Source organism: Haladaptatus halobius, assembly GCF_020618475.1.
Classification (GTDB): Archaea; Halobacteriota; Halobacteria; order Halobacteriales; family Haladaptataceae; genus Haladaptatus; species Haladaptatus halobius.
The window spans coordinates 1,498,234-1,514,238 of sequence record NZ_CP085335.1 but is presented as its reverse complement, the minus strand read 5'-3'; the positions used below and the strand labels follow the sequence as shown (position 1 = coordinate 1,514,238).

The following is a 16,005-nucleotide window of genomic DNA, read 5'->3' as shown; positions in this document are numbered from 1 at the left end:
ACTTGCTTTCGACCGCGGGCGGCCACTACGACCAAGGTTCGCCGATACCGACCCTCGGACGTGACCGACTGGAACGTGGTGGACGTGGCCGAGACAGACCCCGCCGTCGCGGGTGGCGAGAAACCCCTGAATCGATTGCTCGACGCCCGGGCTGGCGCTCGGACGAAGTTCGTCCTCGCGCCGGGACGCTACCGCCTCGACGGTCGATTTGAGCACAACGACTGCGAGGCCATCGCCGTGGTGGGCGACCCCCACGCCACGCTTGTCGTGACCGATCCCGACCAGCAGTACTGCCTCGACATCGGCGGGGGATGGGGTGCAACGCCGGACTCGTCCGCCGATTCGGTTGAAATCCGAAATCTCACGTTCGACGTGACCGCGGAGGGTGTGGGCGCGCAGGCCGTCTCGGCGCGGGCCGCCTGCCGCCTCCGCATCGAGGACGTATCGGTGGAGGGCGAGTGCGCGTCGGCGGGCAAGAAGGCCCTCGGCGCGATTTACGCCGCCGTCACGCACCCCGAGGGGTCGGGCGTCGTGAGCGTCTCGCTTCCGGACGGCTGCGAGTTTCGACCCGACGCCTATCCCGACCAGACGCCCGTCGAATCGCAGACCAGCCATCCCATCGGCATCAGCGTCACCGACGACCACCGCGGGGAGTTGACGTTCCGCGATTGTCACGTCGAGGGATGGGTGAACAACGGCGGCTACCTCGCCGGGGGTGAGGGTCCGTGCGTCGTTGAGGGCGGCCTCTGGAAGGATAACGGGAACGCGAACCTCCGACTGGGCGACGGCGACGTGGCCCGCGACGTTCGAATCGAAGTGGACGAGACGGCGTACACCGGGTGCGGCCTTTGGCTACAGGAGGGCGACGCGCGCGTCTTCGGCGGCGAACTCTCCCTGCCTAACTGCGACAACGACGGACTTCGAGTGTCGAGTCGGTCGGCCCGCGTGCGCGACCTGACCATCGACTGCGACTCGTCGGCCCGAGCCATCAAGGTCAACGACGGGCCGGAGACCGTTCTGTTGGAGGAAGTGGAACTCGAAGACCGAGGGGACGGCTCGCAACACGCCTACTGCGCCGAACTCTGGCGCGAGGGGACTACGCTTCGGGACTGCCGACTCGCCTTTCGATCGGGCGCGAACGACCGGAACGGAATCAACCTGCTCGGGCCGAAGATACGCTTTGACGCCGTGACCGCCACGCACGACGCTGCCGACCGGACGACGGTGCTGGTCAAGGCGGACGACGTCGAATTTCGGAACTCGACGTTCCACGGACGGGTGGACGTCGACCGAAAAAACGCGGCGTCGCCGACGTTCGAAACCTGTGACTTCACGGACTGCGAGTGCGTCGGCTTCGAACCTTAGCTCATTCGGATGCGCTTTCGGACGTCTCGCATCGCGTCGCGGGAGCGTCGTTTGGCCGTTTGCTCCGCCTCGCGGAGGTTCGAGCGCACCTTCTCGCGTCGGGACGGTTTGGGTTCGTACTTCTCGCCGGTCCACTCGCGGACTCTTCGCTCGGCTGGTTCCAATTCGATTCGGATACCGCGTCCGAAGTGCCCGGCGGCGCGCCGGAGGTAGTACCATCCGTCTTCGAAGTGTTTGTTCATTTCTCTCACCTAATTGTGTCCTTATGCTAGGGACAGATATAATGGTTGTGTCAGGATACGCGACCGGTTGTCGGTTCAAAAACGGTTTTACCCCGGACGAAGAAAACGAGAGTATGTTCACGCGGCTTTCGATTCCGACGCCGTTCCAGGTCGGCCCGGTGAACGCCTACCTCGCGGGGCGAACGCTGGTCGACCCGGGACCGGGAAGCGAAGAGGCTTGGACCGTGTTGCTCGAAGCGTTAGAGGAAAACGACCTCGAACCGACCGACATCGAGCAGGTGCTCATCACGCACCCGCATCCCGACCATTTCGGACTCGCGGCGCGGCTTCAGGAGTCGAGTGCCCGTATCGTCGCTAGCCCCGCAACGGCGAGGATAATCCGCGATTTCCCCCGTCGATTAGAGTACGAGCAGACGTACTTCGCCGACTTCTTCGACCGATGCGGGATGGCACGGACCACCGCCCAAACGGTGACCGACCTCCCGGCGGCCTTCCTCTCGGTCTCCCCTAACGTCGAAACCGACGTCGAACTCACCGACGGCGAATCGGTCGCTGTCGATGGAATCGACGTGACCGCCGAGTCGGTGCAGGGCCACGCTCCCGGCGAGACCATCTTCACCTACGAAGTCGACGGCGAATCACACGCCATCGTCGGCGACCAAGTTCTCCCCGACATCACGCCGAACCCGCTCCTCCAACCGCCTGCCGAGGAAGACGAGGGTCGCCCCCGCGTCCTCCCGGCGTTCAACCGCTCGCTCGAACGGCTCCGGAATCGGGAGTTCGACCGCTTCCTCCCGGGACACCGCGAGGAAATTTCGACGCCGACGACACGAATCGAGGAGATCCTCGCCGCCCACGAGGAACGAACCGAGAACGTCCGAAACCTCGTGGACGGGCCGACGACGCCGTTCGACGTGATGGAAGACCTCTTCGACGACCTGCCGGCGACGGAGTACTTCCCGGCGATGAGCGAGGCGGTCGGCCATCTCGACGTGCTCGAAGAACGGAACGAAGTGGAACGGAACGAGCGAGGCGGGCTCATCGTGTACGAGGAGGTGCCAGCGTGAACGACCTGCAACCGATTGCGCTCGGTGACGAACCCGCGGATCTCGTGGTTCGAGACGGACGCGTTCTCCTCCCCGAACCGTGCGAGTTTCAGGCCCGCGACGTGGTGATAAAGAACAACCGCGTCGCCGCGCTTCCCGAGGACGCGACGGACGCCGTCGGCGACGACACGGATATCATCAACGCGAGCGACCGAGTCGTCGTTCCGGGCTTCATCGACGCCCACACGCACATCGACCTCCACCAGACGTTCGAAAACGCCTACCACTACGCGCTCGAAGGCGGAACGACGACCGTCGTCACGGAAGTGACCGGATTCGGCCCCGCCTTCGGCCCGGAGGGTGTCGAACAGTTGCTCGCCGCGACGTCGTATCTCCCGATTCGAGTGTACGCCACCGTCCCGCCCCAACCGGTTATCGACACGTTCGAACCCGCACGGACCGACGCCGATTCGCTCGCCGACCTATTGGACGACCCGCGAATCGTCGGCGTGGGCGAGACCGATTGGATTCACGCGGTCGGGCGTGATACGAACGCGGAGGTGCTGTACGAACGCGCGAATCGAGAGAGAAAGACCGTCTCCGGCCACGGCGCAGGCTGTTCGGGCGCGAAGCTGCAGGCGTTCGCGTCCGTCGTCGACGACGACCACGAGTCCATCACCGGCGAGGATATGGTCGAACGCGTCGAAAACGGAATCCACGCCATCGGTCGATACGGCTCGATTCGGGACGATATGAGCGCGGTCGGCGAGGCCTACGAGGAGATCGGCGCGAGCGAAATCTCGCTCTCGACCGACGGCATGTGGCCGCGCCAACTCATTCGCGAGGGTTACATGGACGTGGTCGTCCGCCGGGCCATCGAAGAGGGAGTCCCGCCCGCCGACGCGATTCGGATGGCGACGCTCAACCCGGCCCGCCACTTCGGACTGCCGAACCTCGGGTCGCTCGCGCCGGGCAGCGTCGCCGACGTACTGCTCATCGACGATTTGGAGACGGTCAACGTCACCACCGTCATCAGCGGGGGCGAGGTCGTCTACAACAACCACGAGACGACCGTCGCGCCGCGCTCCTACGAGTATCCGGAACGGTTCTACGACAGCGTGAACGTCAGCACCGACCCCGACGAGTTCCGGGTGCCCGCTGCCGAAGGAGCGGTTCGGGCGATACAGTATCGGGGCGGACTGCTGTCCGCCGAGACGAGGGTCGAACCCCCCGTCGAAAACGGCGAACTCGTCGCCGCGCCGGAGGAGGGGCTGTTGAAAGTCACCCTGCTCGACCGCCACCCGGACGGCGACGGAACCAGTTTCACGGGATTCGTGACCGGGTACGGCGCCTTCGAGGGCGCGGTAGCGACCAGCCTCGTCTGGGAGGTTCCCGGCGTGCTGGCGGCGGGGAGCGGCGACGACATGCGTCGCGCCGTGGTGCACGTTAACGAGATGGGCGGCGGCTGGGCCGTCGTCAGGGACGGCGACGTGGTCGCGGAGCTTCCGACGCGGGTCGGGGGCGTGTGCTCCGACCTCGAAGTCGAAGAGACGGCGAAGCTCTACGGTGCCATCGAGAGCGCCCTCCGCACGCTCGGCGCGGAGGTCGAGCGACCGATGCTCGCGCTCCAAACGCTCACCTTTCCCGGCGTTCCGTCGCTCAAGCTCTCCTTCTCGGGTTACGCCGACATCTTCTCCCGCGAAGTCGTCGGACTCCGTACCGAGTAGCGACGCTCACTCGTCGCCGTGGTGCTCTCGAATCGTTCGAATCTGTTCGTACGGGAAAAAGTTTCGTCCCCCAGTTCGAGACAACCAGACCCCCGTATCGTAGAACTCCAGTTCGTCGCCCTCGACCGGCGAGACAATGTTCTGTTCACCGGCGCGCTTACCGGACGGGACGAGATACACGTCGTACACCTTGTCGGACATGGAAACTCCATACGTCGACTGCGAGCAAAAGCGTGCTGGCCTCAGTCCAGGTCGCGTACTTCGACTCGTCTGTCGTGTTCGACCACGACCTCGAATCCCTCGTGGCGGAACGTGACGCGGGCCGGAACGCTCGCGCTGGAGTGTCGGTCGAACAGGTCGTCCAGCGCGTCGGGGTCGACGCTTTCGTAGAGCGGCTCTAACTGCGTGGCGTCTGCGTCCGCGGCTTCGGCGATCGCTTCGATGATCGTCTCCGTCATCGGTTCGTAGCGGTGTTCAGGTTCGTGGAGGGCGGTTCGACTTGACGGATACTCCTCCGAACGTGTATCGTCTGAATCGTGATTCATATCTGATACCTCAGTGACCCGAACTCCGAAACGGATGGGTCGCTGTCGATATCTCTACTAAAGGTGGACGACGAACGGAGTCCTTGGGGTTTATCAGTTCGTATCTTTATCACCCATCGAGTCGCCCGGCGGAGACAGCGTCCCGTCGAGCATCCGTTCTAATCCGCGTCGGAGGCGACCGGACGTGGCCTGCGGCGAGATTTCGAGCATCTCCGCCAGTTCGGAGAGCGACGTTTCGCGGGGGACTCGAAAGTACCCCCGCTCGAACGCCGTGACGAGTGCCTCGCGTTGCGCGTCCGTGAGGTCGTATCCGTTCGTCGAGAGCTCGGTGAGCGAGTAGATTCGGCGCACTTCGTACGGTATTGACTGTTCGTCACAGGCCTCCCTGAACCGCGTCGTCGCCTCGTGGTCAGGGAATCGAATGCGGAACGACCAACCGTCGCTGCACCCTTCGACGTCGAGGAGCGTCGCGCCTTGATCGGTCAGTATCCCGTGAATTCCGCGCTGGTCCGGCGACCAGACGGCCCGACAGAGGGCGCTGTTTCCCGTCTCGCGGAGGACTTCGACGGTAACGATGGGCGAATCCTCGACGTCTACGTCGTCGACGAACGTCGGGTCGTCGCCGACGACCCAGAAGAACGGCATCGTTCCTTCCCCGGTCGGAACGATGCGCTCCAGTTCGATTCGCGCGTCGGAGCGGTAGGAGAACAACTCACCGAGGGCGAACCCTCCGGGCGGAAGCCGAAGCTCGACGACGACGTTCACGGAAGTCAATTTGGCGTGCGATGTGTCAACTCTTTCGGCTAGTCGGTGCGCACGAGAAGCCGATAATGCTCATAACTTACGCATACTGCCGGCGTTGGCAACCTAGTTCCTACGACGCTGCTAGGGGGAATCCGCCTCCGGTTGTTCGGAGAACAACCAAAGTTGAATCGATAGACGGGAGCGCCGTCATCAGAGATTATAGATGGTTATGAAACCTGTGTATCAGAAAATCTTTTATATGGGGATAGCCCAGCCTTGCGCGAGGTACGAGATGTTCGCACCGTTACGACGCGCGACCCTGTTCACCCTGTACCAAATGAGCGTCCTGACCGGTATCTTCCTGCTCCCGGTCGCCCTCGTGGCCCGACGAGCGGGAGTACCGTTTCCCATGCACCGTGTGATGCAAACGATTGCGAAAGCGTACGAAGAGGCCGCAGAATCGAGCGCGTAACACTCCCATTTCGCGGCGTCCTCGGGCACCCCGGAAGGGTTGGTTTTATCAGTGCTGGCGGACTACGTGCGGGTAATGCGTACGCCAATGCACGGTTCCGAATTCTCGCGCAATATGGAGCGCCTCAGTGGCACCGAGAGTAGTCCGTACGAGCCGGAGATCGGATCGCTTCCGGAGAACGAGTTCTCGAAGGACGACCTCCAGAACGTCAACAAGACCGGAACGACGACCATCGGTCTCACGACCGGAGACGGCGTCGTCATGGCGACCGACATGCGCGCCAGCCTCGGCGGCCGGTTCGTCTCCAACAAGAACGTCCAGAAGGTCGAGCAGATCCACCCCACCGCGGCGCTGACGATGGCCGGGTCGGTCGGTGGCGCACAGTCGTTCATCCGAACGATGCGTATCGAGTCGAACCTCTACGAGTCCCGCCGCGGTGAGCAGATGAGCATGCAGGCGCTCTCGACGCTCGCCGGAAACCTCCTCCGTGGCGGCCCGTTCTTCCTCGTCTCGCCCATCCTCGGCGGCATCGACGAGGAAGGTTCCCACATCTACAGCCTTGACCCCGCCGGCGGCGTCATGTCGGACGACTACACCGTGACCGGCAGCGGGATGCAACTCGCCTACGGCGTCCTCGAACAGGAGTACGAGGACGGCCTCTCGAACGAGGAAGCGAAAACCATCGCCGCTCGCGGTATCAAGAGCGCGGTCGAGCGCGACACGGGCAGCGGTAACGGCGTGTTCCTCGCCGAGATTACGGAGGAAGACGTCGAGATCACCGGGCACAAGGACTTCGACGAAGTCCTCTAAGCCCAGTCCGCGAACGTCCCTTCGAGTAACGTCTCTTTCTGCCGGTCGATGTACGTGCGTTGCATCCCGGTGATAGCATCGTCGAACGTCGCACCGTCGGCCAATCGATCGCTCACCTCGCGTTTCTTCCACCCGGCGGGCGTCACGCCGTGGCGGGCGCGCTGGCGGAGGGGCCAGAGGTACTTCGCGGCCTCTTGGTCGGACAGCCCTCGCGCCTGTAGGCCGTCTTTCGCGTGGGCGAAGAGGTCGGCGAACACTTCTTCGGTGTCGGTCGTCTCCTTTCCGTCGTTCGTTATCCAGTAGAGGTCGGCGTCGAGACCGTCGCGCGTGGCGGCGTAGAAGTTGTCCCGCGCGACGATCCAGTCGAGGTGACGGACGGGATGTTCCCTGCGGAACGTGCTCTCCAGCAGCCCCGCGAACGCCGCCTGAAACGCGATGGAATCCCGAACCGTCGGCTGGGCCGCGATGGGTCGGAACTCGATTCGGGCGTTGGCGGCGGAGCGCGTCGCCCCACCGAAGACCGGGCGAACCCATCGCCAGTAGGTTCCGTGCTTCAGTCGGAAGTGGGCGAACTCGTCGTCGAAGCGGGCGGAACCCGCCACCGGCATGGGAACCATGGTTCGATCCGCCGCGATATCGTCGATGACCTCCTCGACCGATTCCACGTCGTCGGGAAGCCGTACTTTGCCGGGGTCGTCGCCGTTCAACACCGATTCGAAGACGCCGATTCGGTTCTCCATCCACGCCTCGTCCACGATCTCGTCCGGCGGCGCGTCGTCGTACAGGTCGGGCGGGAAGAAGGGGGAGTTCACGCCGAGCGCCAGCAGCGGCGCCGCGATTCGAATCGCGTATCTGAAGTACGCTGGGAGGTCGCGGGCGTGTGGCACCTGATAGTGCGGTTGGATGGACGTGATGAGGCTCTCGGGCATCACCGTCTCCGCCGACAGCGAAACGTGCGGCGCGTCGAGTTCCATCCCCGCCGTATCGGTGGCGTTCGCCATCGCGTGGTAGCGCACCGAGTCGCTCATGTTCGACGCGACTCGAACGCCGCCGTCGTCGACGCTGTCGGTTAAGTATTCCGTGGCCGTCTCGCCCTCCGGTGGAATCGTCCAGAGGCCGTCGCTGACGAGACGCATCCCCTCGGAGAAGGTTCTCTCTTCCGCCGCCGACAGACGGGCTTTCACCTCGGCTTCCTGTGCGGACAGTCCGTACTCGTTCAGCGGCTGCGGACTGGTGGACATCTCGGCGTTGTGAAGGCCGAGTTCCTTCTCGAATCCGATGAGCGAGAGCAGTCGGCGGGGGACGCGGGCGAGGGCTTTCGTCTCGGCGTCCACGGCGTAGAACTCGTACTCGAACCCGATGATGGCTTGCGGATTGTCGAACGTTCCGTTCGCGAGTTCGCGCTTGATGACCTCCGCGTCCTCCTCGACGCGAGTCTGAAACTCCCGACTATCGACGGTGAGCACGTCTTGCACCTGCGACACGAGGTCGTCGGTCATTGGAGGGTGATGAGCGAGCCAGACGCTTCAATCCACGGGCTTCACGGCCGTCGTTTTCGTCTCTCGGTCGCGTCTTCTTCTGCACTGACGATGAGTTCCGCCGCCGAATCGCAGATGAAACAGTGGTTCGCGGCGGCGGCGCGTGCTCGTCCGTTCGTTCTCGTTTCACGAAAACTATCGAAAAAGTAAAACGGACGTTTGAGACCCCGATACGTCCTCGAAACCGAAAGCCGCAGACTTAACTCCGGTCGCTGGTAAGCTCTGATAATGGAATTCGCGGAGTTCGCCGAGCGCGCCGGAGACATCGAAGAGCTGAGCGCCGATACCGATATCATCGAGGCCGTCACCGACCTCCTCGCGGCGGCGAACGACGACCTCGAAGTGCTGGCTCGATTCGTGCAGGGCCGGGTGTTCCCGGCATGGGACTCCACGACTCTCGACATCGGGCCGAACTACTGCTACGAGGCCATCGCGCGCGCCGCCGGGCGGAACGTCTCCGCGGACGACGTGGAAGACGAACTCGCCGAACTGGGCGACATCGGCTCGGTGGCGGCGAGCTACGACTTCGGCGGCCAGCAGGGACTCGCCACGTTCGGCGGCGGACGGAACGACCTGACCGTCGCCGCGGTCGCCGACGAGCTCAGAGCGGTCGCCCGAGCCGAAGGGTCGGGGAGTCGGGAGACGAAGATAGATATCCTCTTCGGGCTGTTCAACCGCACCAGTTCGCAGGAAGCCCGCTACCTCGCCCGCCTCGTCCTCTCGGAGATGCGAATCGGCGTCGGCGAGGGGACGGTTCGAGACGCCATCGCGGGGGCGTTCGACGTGCCGGTCGAGTCGGTCGAGCGCGCCCTACAAGTGTCGAACGACTACGGACGGGTCGCCCGAGTCGCCCGCGACGAGGGCGAAACAGGACTCGACGCGATGCAACTCGAAGTTGGCAGACCCGTGCAGGCCATGCTCGCGCAAGCAGGCACGGTCACGGACGCGCTGGACGACTGGGGAGAGGCGGGCGTCGAATGGAAGTTTGACGGGGCGCGAGTGCAGTTGCACTACGACGGCGACGACGTTCGCGTCTTTTCGCGGAACATGGAGGACGTGACGAACGCGCTCCCCGAAATCGTGGAGTACACTCGCGAGAACCTCGCGGTTCCGGCCATCGTGGACGGCGAGGTCGTGGCGATGGACGGCGGAAAACCCCTCCCGTTTCAGGAGATCCTGCGGCGCTTCCGCCGCAAGCACGACGTGGCACGCGCCCGCGAGGAGGTCAGCCTCGAACTCCGGGCGTTCGACTGCCTGCACGCGGACGGCGACGACCTGCTTTCGGCACCCCTCACGGAACGTCACGACCGATTGCAGGACGTGCTCTCCGGAGGAGTGTCCGCGCTCACGATCACCGACGACGCCGAGATCATCGCCGACATCGAGGCGAACGCGCTGGAGGCGGGTCACGAGGGAATCATGCTCAAGAACCCCGAATCGACGTACTCGCCCGGACGCCGGGGGAAGAACTGGCTCAAGCGCAAGCCGGACGTGGAGACCCTCGACCTCGTCGTGACCGGTGCCGAGTGGGGCGAAGGCCGCCGGGCGAGTTTCCTCGGCACCTTCCTGCTATCGGCGTGGACCGAGGATGGCTTCGAGACCATCGGCAAGGTGGCGACTGGCATCACGGACGAGGAACTGGCCGAGTTGACCGAACTGCTCGAACCTCACATCGCCGCACAGGACGGCCAAGAGGTCGATATATCCCCGAAAATCGTCTTCGAGGTCGGGTACGAGGAGATTCAGCGGTCGCCGACCTATTCGTCGGGATACGCACTTCGATTCCCGCGATTCCTCGGCGTCAGGGACGATAAGTCGCCGGAAGACGCCGATTCGCTGGAGCGCGTGGAGCGACTCGCTGAGTCGCAGTGAGAAAAAAGATTTTTCCATAGACCGTCACGAACAGAGCGATGACGGACTGGCGCGACCGAGCGCGGAAACTCCGCAGAGAGGTCACGGCCTTGGCGATCGCGGCCCGTGACTCCCGCACGCCGTGGTACGCGAAAGCGGTCGTTCTGGCGACGGTCGGACTCGCGATCAGTCCCATCGACCCGATTCCCGATTTCGTCCCTGTGTTGGGGTACGCCGACGACCTCGTGTTCGTTCCGGCGGGTGCGTCCCTCGCTCGCCGCTGGATTCCGGACGATGTGATGACGGAAGCGAGGGCTGCGGCCGAAACACGACAGGAGAAAGGTGGTGTGGTAGGGTTGGTAACGGCTCTCCTCGTGGTCGTCGGTTGGCTACTGATGGGATACGCACTCTGGCGATTCCTCGTTTGATTTTCTTCCGCTACCCGAACCCTTTTACCCGAAAGCGAGACTACCGATGAGTATGACCGTTCGACACGACGGCCTGACGGTGGAGTGGTTCGGCTACGCGACGGTGCGACTCGAAACACCGGACAGGTTCGTCGCGTACATCGACCCCGGACGGTACGGCGTCCTGACGGGCGAGTGGGAACCTGACAGCCCGGACACGTCCCACCCGGTACCGGTCGAGTACCGCGCGCAGGACGGGGACGCCATCTTCGTCACGCACGACCACCACTACGATTCGGACGGGATCGAACGAGTTGCGGGCGAGGACGCCACCGTGGTCGTCTACGAAGGCGTGGACGCCGACGCCATCGACCGGGACGTGAAAGCGGTGGACGACCTTCCCTACGATGTCCGGCGAGTCGGGGCGGAAGACCACCTCACCGTCGGCGAGTGTGAAGCTTGGTCGCTCCCGGCCCACAACGAACCGGATGGGCCGCACACCCGAGCGAACGGCGAACCGTACCATCCGGAGGGGTTCGGCGTCGGCTTCCTGCTCTCGCTGGACGGAAAGACGGTCTTCTGGCCCGGCGACTCCGACGTACTTGACGGCCACCGAGAACTCGACGTATCGCTCTTTCTGCCGCCGATCGGCGGCAGTTTCACGATGGACAGACGCGAGGCGGCGGCGTTGGCGGAGCGATTGGAGCCGGATCTCGTCCTGCCGATACACTACGATACGTTCTCGGCGCTCGAAACCGATTCGGAGGCGTTCGCGGCTGACGTGGCGGGACGGGGTGTTCCGGTGGTGTTGGACGAGGAGTGATCGCATCCCGTACTGCGGTCTCGAACTCGGTTCGTCCGCCCGAATCGCTCGGCGCAGCACAACCTACTTAGTAGCGGATGAACACGTTTCTCGTATGAGCGCCCGCAGTTCCTCCAGTTTCTGCTCGCAGTGCGGTGCCCTACTCACCCCCGGCGCGTCTTTCTGTTCGCAGTGCGGGACGGCGGTGGGAGCGGAAGTGGCCAGCGGTCGCCCCGAACACCGCCGCCGAATCGAAGACCTCACCGTTGAGGGATGGGAGGTGAAACATGACTACGGCGACCGCGTCGTGATGATACGCCGCGAATTCGGCTCGATTCCCCTCCACGTCCTCCTCCTCGTGTCCACGAGCGGCGTCGGCAACATCCTCTACGCGTGGTACAGCTACTCGCCCGGTGCCGACCGAATCGAACTCCGCGCGGACGGGTCGGAAGCGTATGTGTCCGACGAGAACTTTTCGACCGACTGGACGCTACGGAGCGCGGCCGCGTTCATCGTTAGCTCCGTTCTCGGCATCTTCGCCTCGGTTCTCGGTCTTTTTATCCTTCTGACGGATTTTGGCTCGGTTGCGGCGCTCTTCGGAGCAGTGTTCCTCCTGCTCGGGTTGTTCTCGCTCGCGCTCGCGCCGCAGCACGTTCCTGGCTTTAGGTCGCCGACGACCTTCGGAACTGTTCGCTCCACGGACGAACGTGTCGTCTCCGAACCGACCGTCCCCTGTACCGTCTGCTCCGGGCCGGTCGGAACCGGCGTCGCGCGGCGATTCGCCGAGAAGCGATATCTCGCCGGAATCCCGGTGTGGACGCTGAACGATGGGGAAAACCATTACTGTCGGTCGTGCGCTCGCGCCGATTTCGCAACGATAACCGGGAAAAGGGTCGAAACCGAGTTCGCTTAGATGATGCCCATCTCACCGAGGCGGTCGGGCAGGTAGGTGTCCGTCACGAAGTCGAGACCGTGCGAGGCGAGCGCCTGCTGTTCGGACTTCTTCTCGATGTCGAGTTGAAGTTCTATCTGTTCCCGCCAGTAGTCGGTCTGGTAGCGCGGGTCTTCGAGTTCGCTTTCGAGAGCGTTCTTGTCCGAATCGCTGAGGGGATCGGTCGGTAGGTCGTACTCCACGATGTCCTCGGGTTGGATGCCGATGAACTGCGCGTCGGGCGTTGCGAGGTAGTCGCTCAGGTGCGCGCTCTTGATGGAGCCGTAGGCGACGGAGCCGTAGATGCGGTAGCTCCACGGATCGCCGTCGGTGAAGACCGTGACCGGCAGGTCGAGTTCCTGGTGGAGTCGCCGGGTGATGCGCCGAGTCGCGCGTGCCGGCTGACCCTTCAGATGGACGATGATGGCGTTGTAATCGTCGTCGAACCCGTTCTCGACGAGTCGGTCGCGCATACCACCGGTCTCCACGCAGAGGATGAACTTCGCGTCGTGGTCGAGGAATTCGATGGTGTCCGGGTTGTTCGGAATCTGATAGCCGCCTTCGCCCACGTCCTCTTGGCAGTGGATGTCGCGCTCGCCCCGGCGGGTCTGTTCGCGGAGGTGGAGCGGCCCCATGATGGTCGCACCGGACTCCTCCGGGCGCATGTGGAAATCCTCGCGGGTCACGTCGGAGACGATCTCCAAGTCCTCGATGAGCTGGTTCGACTCGTCCTGGTCGGAGAACTGCGCTTCCTTCGCGTCCCACGACTCGGAGAGGTAGTACAACTCACGGAGGGTAGACGAGCGGTCTTCCTCGAGTTGATTGGAGAGGAATTCGATGGTGTAAACCGCCTTCAACAGCTTCCGCGCTCCGCGAACGCTGTTCGCGCTTCGAGTGCTCGTCCGGTCGCCGTACACCCAGACGCGCTCGTCTTCGTCGTATTCGATGTTGCTTTTCGTCCGGGTTGGGATGGACATGGAGGGAATTTGTCCACCCGCGAACTGGTCGTAGAACTCCGCCGCGAGGTCGATGAGTTTCTCTCGGGCTTCTGCGTCGATGTCTGCGCTCATGTGTTGTTGGTCAGTCGTTCGTCTTCGATTCCTTCGACCGACACGGGGTCGAACGATACGTCGTCAGCGATGCTGTATTCGAGCACCGCCTCGTCACCGCTTCCGACGGTCGGTTCCCACGTCACGAACCACTCGCCCTCCATCTCGACCGCGTTCGCGCCGTTGGAGAGGTTCTCGGGTTTGGTCGCCACGATGTCGGTCAGCTTCGGCGATTCGTTCGTCGAGCCGTGGTTCTCGACGACGAGCGTGACTTTGTCGTCTTCGACCTCGCGCTCGACGAGCACGTTGTTCATGATGCGCGCCATCGAGTCCTCGATGACGAGGTCGTCCCGACCGGTCACCTCCGAGAGTTTCTGTGCCATCTCGGGGAGGATGGTGGCGATGACGTTCTGTTTCTTCTGTCGTTTCTTGAGCGACTGGCGCTTGTTGAGGTACGATTTGAGTTCGCGCGCCGCCTCGCGGATGGCCAACTCGATCTCGTCCTCGATGGCCGGAACGTTCGCAATCGCGTCCTTCGACTCGCTCGTGAACGGAACGTTCGTAGACGCGACGTGAACCATGATGACGACCGGCCCGTTCGGAATCCCGCGTCCGCCGGGTTGGTCGAGGTTGTAGTTGCGCCAGCCGATGGACTTGATCACGTCGGTCGTCGCGCACGCCCCGCGCTGGTAGACGAGCGGAACGCGGTTGGCGAATCGCAGCACTTCCGAAGACCCCTCGGCTTCCAGGTCGCCGCCGTAGGCGATTCCGGCTTCCACAATGAACGGGTCGCCGCCGTGAACGTCCGCGTCGCGGGTCGCCGCCGCGTAGAAGTCGGCGTCGTACTCTTTTCGGAGTCCGGCTTCCACGAGGTCGGCGGTGATGGGTGAGAGGCAGTTCGTCGGCGGCGCGATGATGTCGGTGACCGTCATCGCGTCGAGCAGTTCGCTGGCAGTGTCGCGGTCGTCCGCGATCTCCCGAACCTTCGGCACGTCGTCCGGGACGGTCACCATCGTCTCCCAGATGGCTTCGACGATGTTCTCGCGGGCCGTCTCGCCGACGGTCGCGTCCTCGCGTTCCTCGGTCATGTCCGCCGCGCGGGAGACGTACTCCCGCAGCCGTTTCTCGGTGGCACGGTCTGCTCCCTCGTCGCCCTCGAACTTCGCGGCGATTCGCTCCGCGAGGGCGCGAACCGTCTCGTCGTCCTTCCGCGTGCTCGTCGCGCCGTCCACGAGTTCGTAGAGGTCGCTCGCTCGGTCGTCCGTGATGGCGTCCCACGCGGCGTCGAGCGCGTTCTCCTGTACGGTGTCGCCGAAGGCGGTTCCGAACTCGCCTTCGACCTCCTCGCCGGTGACGGCGACAACCGCACGCACTTGATGGTGCGAGATTCGGTCGCTCTCGCCGATCTTCTCGGTGGCTTGCTCGGCGAACGCGGCGGTCGCGTCCGCGCCTTTGTTCGCAACCGCCTCCTTGACGGCGGTTTTCACGTCAGCCTCCTCGTGGGGCTGTGGCGGTCGCCACGCGGCTTCGCGCCCGAAGTGGCGGTCGCGGAAGTTCTCGATGACATTCTCCGCCGTCTTCTTGCCGACGCGGGTGAACTCCCCTTGGAGGAACCCGGAGACGCTGTGGGAGTCGGTCTGGGCGAGCATCTTCAGGAGCGTCCCGAGTTCGACCCCGTGCGGATGCGGGCGAATTTCCTCGGTTTCGGCGGGGAGGGCGGCCCCCTCCGCGCGCTCGAAGACGAGTTCCTCGCCCTCCTCCATCCCCGGCTCCTCGAAGACGATCTTCGCGTGCGGGTTGACGACCGCAGTGTGTTTGATGTATCGGAGGAGTTGTTGACGGGCGCGCATGTTCGCTTCCATCTCCAGTTCGATGCGCGTGCCGTGCGTCCCGACGAGTTCCCGACCGACCGGCGGTGTGTCGGATTCGGACTGTATCTCCGGTTCGTTCTCGTCTGTGTCGATGATGAGTTCGAAGTACCGCTGACCGCTGCTCCCCTTGGGCTTGCTCGTGATCTTCGCGGGTTTCCCGCTGGTCAACTGTGAGTAGAGGACGGCGGCGGAGATACCGATACCTTGCTGACCGCGCGACTGCTCGCGCTTGTGGAATCGAGAGCCGTAGAGCAACTTCCCGAACACTTTCGGGATCTGCTCGCGGGTGATTCCCGGCCCCTCGTCCTCGACGATGAGACGGTAGTAGTCGCCGCTCTCCTCGATTTTGACGCGGACGAACGGTTTCAATCGGGCTTCTTCGGAGGCGTCCAGGGCGTTGTCCACCGCCTCCTTGACGGCGGTGACCAACCCCCGGGCACCGCTGTCGAACCCGAGCATGTGCTTGTTCTTCTCGAAGAACTCGGCAATGGAGATCTGTCGCTGGCTTTCGGCCAGTTCTTCGGCGATCCCCTCGTCGCCGAGCGTAGACTGCATCGAAGGCATTCTTCGCCAGTATTTATCGCCGGGTACGTTAAAACTGCCCC

General features: G+C 63.8%; 17 protein-coding genes. 10 read left to right on the top strand and 7 right to left on the bottom strand.

Going from position 1 to position 16,005, the window contains the following annotated elements; translation table 11 throughout:
• Window positions 1–60 precede the first annotated feature (60 nt).
• A complete protein-coding gene (locus LIW51_RS08595) occupies window positions 61–1,365 on the top strand; it encodes a hypothetical protein (protein WP_227373626.1) in 1,305 nt (434 codons plus the stop codon).
• Here LIW51_RS08595 and LIW51_RS08590 read toward each other — a convergent pair.
• Entirely contained in the window at window positions 1,362–1,607 is a 246-nt protein-coding gene (locus LIW51_RS08590) for a DUF7553 family protein (protein WP_227373625.1), read from the bottom strand. The genes LIW51_RS08595 and LIW51_RS08590 overlap by 4 nt on opposite strands.
• 113 nt (window positions 1,608–1,720) lie before the next feature.
• Between LIW51_RS08590 and LIW51_RS08585 the strand changes: the two genes are divergently transcribed.
• Both LIW51_RS08585 and LIW51_RS08580 read left to right on the top strand, forming a co-directional pair.
• Window positions 1,721–2,674 (top strand): MBL fold metallo-hydrolase, encoded by a 954-nt coding sequence (locus LIW51_RS08585; RefSeq protein ID WP_227373624.1) that lies wholly within the window; start codon window positions 1,721–1,723, stop codon window positions 2,672–2,674.
• A complete protein-coding gene (locus LIW51_RS08580) occupies window positions 2,671–4,380 on the top strand; it encodes an adenine deaminase C-terminal domain-containing protein (RefSeq protein ID WP_227373623.1) in 1,710 nt (569 codons plus the stop codon). Before LIW51_RS08585 ends, LIW51_RS08580 begins: the two co-directional genes overlap by 4 nt.
• Before the next feature lie 6 nt (window positions 4,381–4,386).
• Here LIW51_RS08580 and LIW51_RS08575 read toward each other — a convergent pair whose 3' ends face one another.
• The 3 genes from LIW51_RS08575 to LIW51_RS08565 form a co-directional block, all read right to left on the bottom strand.
• The gene (locus LIW51_RS08575) at window positions 4,387–4,581 is read right to left on the bottom strand and encodes a hypothetical protein (RefSeq protein ID WP_227373622.1); all 195 of its coding nucleotides are present in this window, start codon (window positions 4,579–4,581) and stop codon (window positions 4,387–4,389) included.
• Window positions 4,582–4,622: 41 nt separating this feature from the next.
• A complete protein-coding gene (gene ddfA, locus LIW51_RS08570; protein ID WP_227373621.1) occupies window positions 4,623–4,925 on the bottom strand; it encodes a DdfA family disk-determining factor in 303 nt (100 codons plus the stop codon).
• A gap of 93 nt (window positions 4,926–5,018) precedes the next feature.
• Complete coding sequence (locus LIW51_RS08565; protein ID WP_227373620.1) at window positions 5,019–5,690, bottom strand: helix-turn-helix domain-containing protein; 672 nt, start codon at window positions 5,688–5,690, stop codon at window positions 5,019–5,021.
• A 271-nt stretch (window positions 5,691–5,961) separates the two neighbouring features.
• On the opposite strand from LIW51_RS08565, the gene LIW51_RS08560 reads away from it, so the two are divergent.
• Window positions 5,962–6,141 carry a hypothetical protein gene (locus LIW51_RS08560; protein ID WP_227373619.1) on the top strand — a complete coding sequence of 60 codons (180 nt, stop codon included), beginning with the start codon at window positions 5,962–5,964 and terminating at the stop codon, window positions 6,139–6,141.
• A 75-nt stretch (window positions 6,142–6,216) separates the two neighbouring features.
• Window positions 6,217–6,951: an archaeal proteasome endopeptidase complex subunit beta gene (gene psmB / locus LIW51_RS08555; RefSeq protein ID WP_255766629.1), complete on the top strand. Its 735-nt coding sequence runs from the start codon at window positions 6,217–6,219 to the stop codon at window positions 6,949–6,951.
• Here psmB and LIW51_RS08550 read toward each other — a convergent pair.
• The gene (locus LIW51_RS08550; RefSeq protein WP_227373618.1) at window positions 6,948–8,450 is read right to left on the bottom strand and encodes a glutamate-cysteine ligase family protein; all 1,503 of its coding nucleotides are present in this window, start codon (window positions 8,448–8,450) and stop codon (window positions 6,948–6,950) included. The two genes, psmB and LIW51_RS08550, sit on opposite strands and share 4 nt — an antisense overlap.
• Window positions 8,451–8,459: 9 nt before the next feature.
• Between LIW51_RS08550 and LIW51_RS08545 the strand changes: the two genes are divergently transcribed.
• The 5 genes from LIW51_RS08545 (at window position 8,460) to LIW51_RS08525 (ending at window position 12,462) form a co-directional block, all read left to right on the top strand.
• Window positions 8,460–8,639, top strand: a complete 180-nt coding sequence (locus LIW51_RS08545) for a hypothetical protein (protein ID WP_227373617.1) — start codon at window positions 8,460–8,462, stop codon at window positions 8,637–8,639.
• 78 nt (window positions 8,640–8,717) lie between these two features.
• Window positions 8,718–10,361, top strand: coding sequence for an ATP-dependent DNA ligase LigA (gene ligA / locus LIW51_RS08540; protein WP_227373616.1), 1,644 nt, complete (start codon window positions 8,718–8,720; stop codon window positions 10,359–10,361).
• A 38-nt stretch (window positions 10,362–10,399) separates the two neighbouring features.
• Window positions 10,400–10,768: a YkvA family protein gene (locus LIW51_RS08535; RefSeq protein ID WP_227373615.1), complete on the top strand. Its 369-nt coding sequence runs from the start codon at window positions 10,400–10,402 to the stop codon at window positions 10,766–10,768.
• Window positions 10,769–10,820: 52 nt separating this feature from the next.
• Complete coding sequence (locus tag LIW51_RS08530; protein ID WP_227373614.1) at window positions 10,821–11,570, top strand: MBL fold metallo-hydrolase; 750 nt, start codon at window positions 10,821–10,823, stop codon at window positions 11,568–11,570.
• 94 nt (window positions 11,571–11,664) lie between these two features.
• Entirely contained in the window at window positions 11,665–12,462 is a 798-nt protein-coding gene (locus tag LIW51_RS08525; RefSeq protein WP_227373613.1) for a zinc ribbon domain-containing protein, read from the top strand.
• Here LIW51_RS08525 and LIW51_RS08520 read toward each other — a convergent pair.
• On the bottom strand, window positions 12,459–13,550 hold the full coding sequence (locus tag LIW51_RS08520; protein ID WP_227373612.1) for a DNA topoisomerase IV subunit A: 1,092 nt from the start codon (window positions 13,548–13,550) through the stop codon (window positions 12,459–12,461). The genes LIW51_RS08525 and LIW51_RS08520 overlap by 4 nt on opposite strands.
• Window positions 13,547–15,964, bottom strand: coding sequence for a DNA topoisomerase VI subunit B (locus LIW51_RS08515; RefSeq protein ID WP_227373611.1), 2,418 nt, complete (start codon window positions 15,962–15,964; stop codon window positions 13,547–13,549). The genes LIW51_RS08520 and LIW51_RS08515 overlap by 4 nt, the downstream gene beginning before the upstream one ends.
• Window positions 15,965–16,005 lie beyond the last annotated feature (41 nt).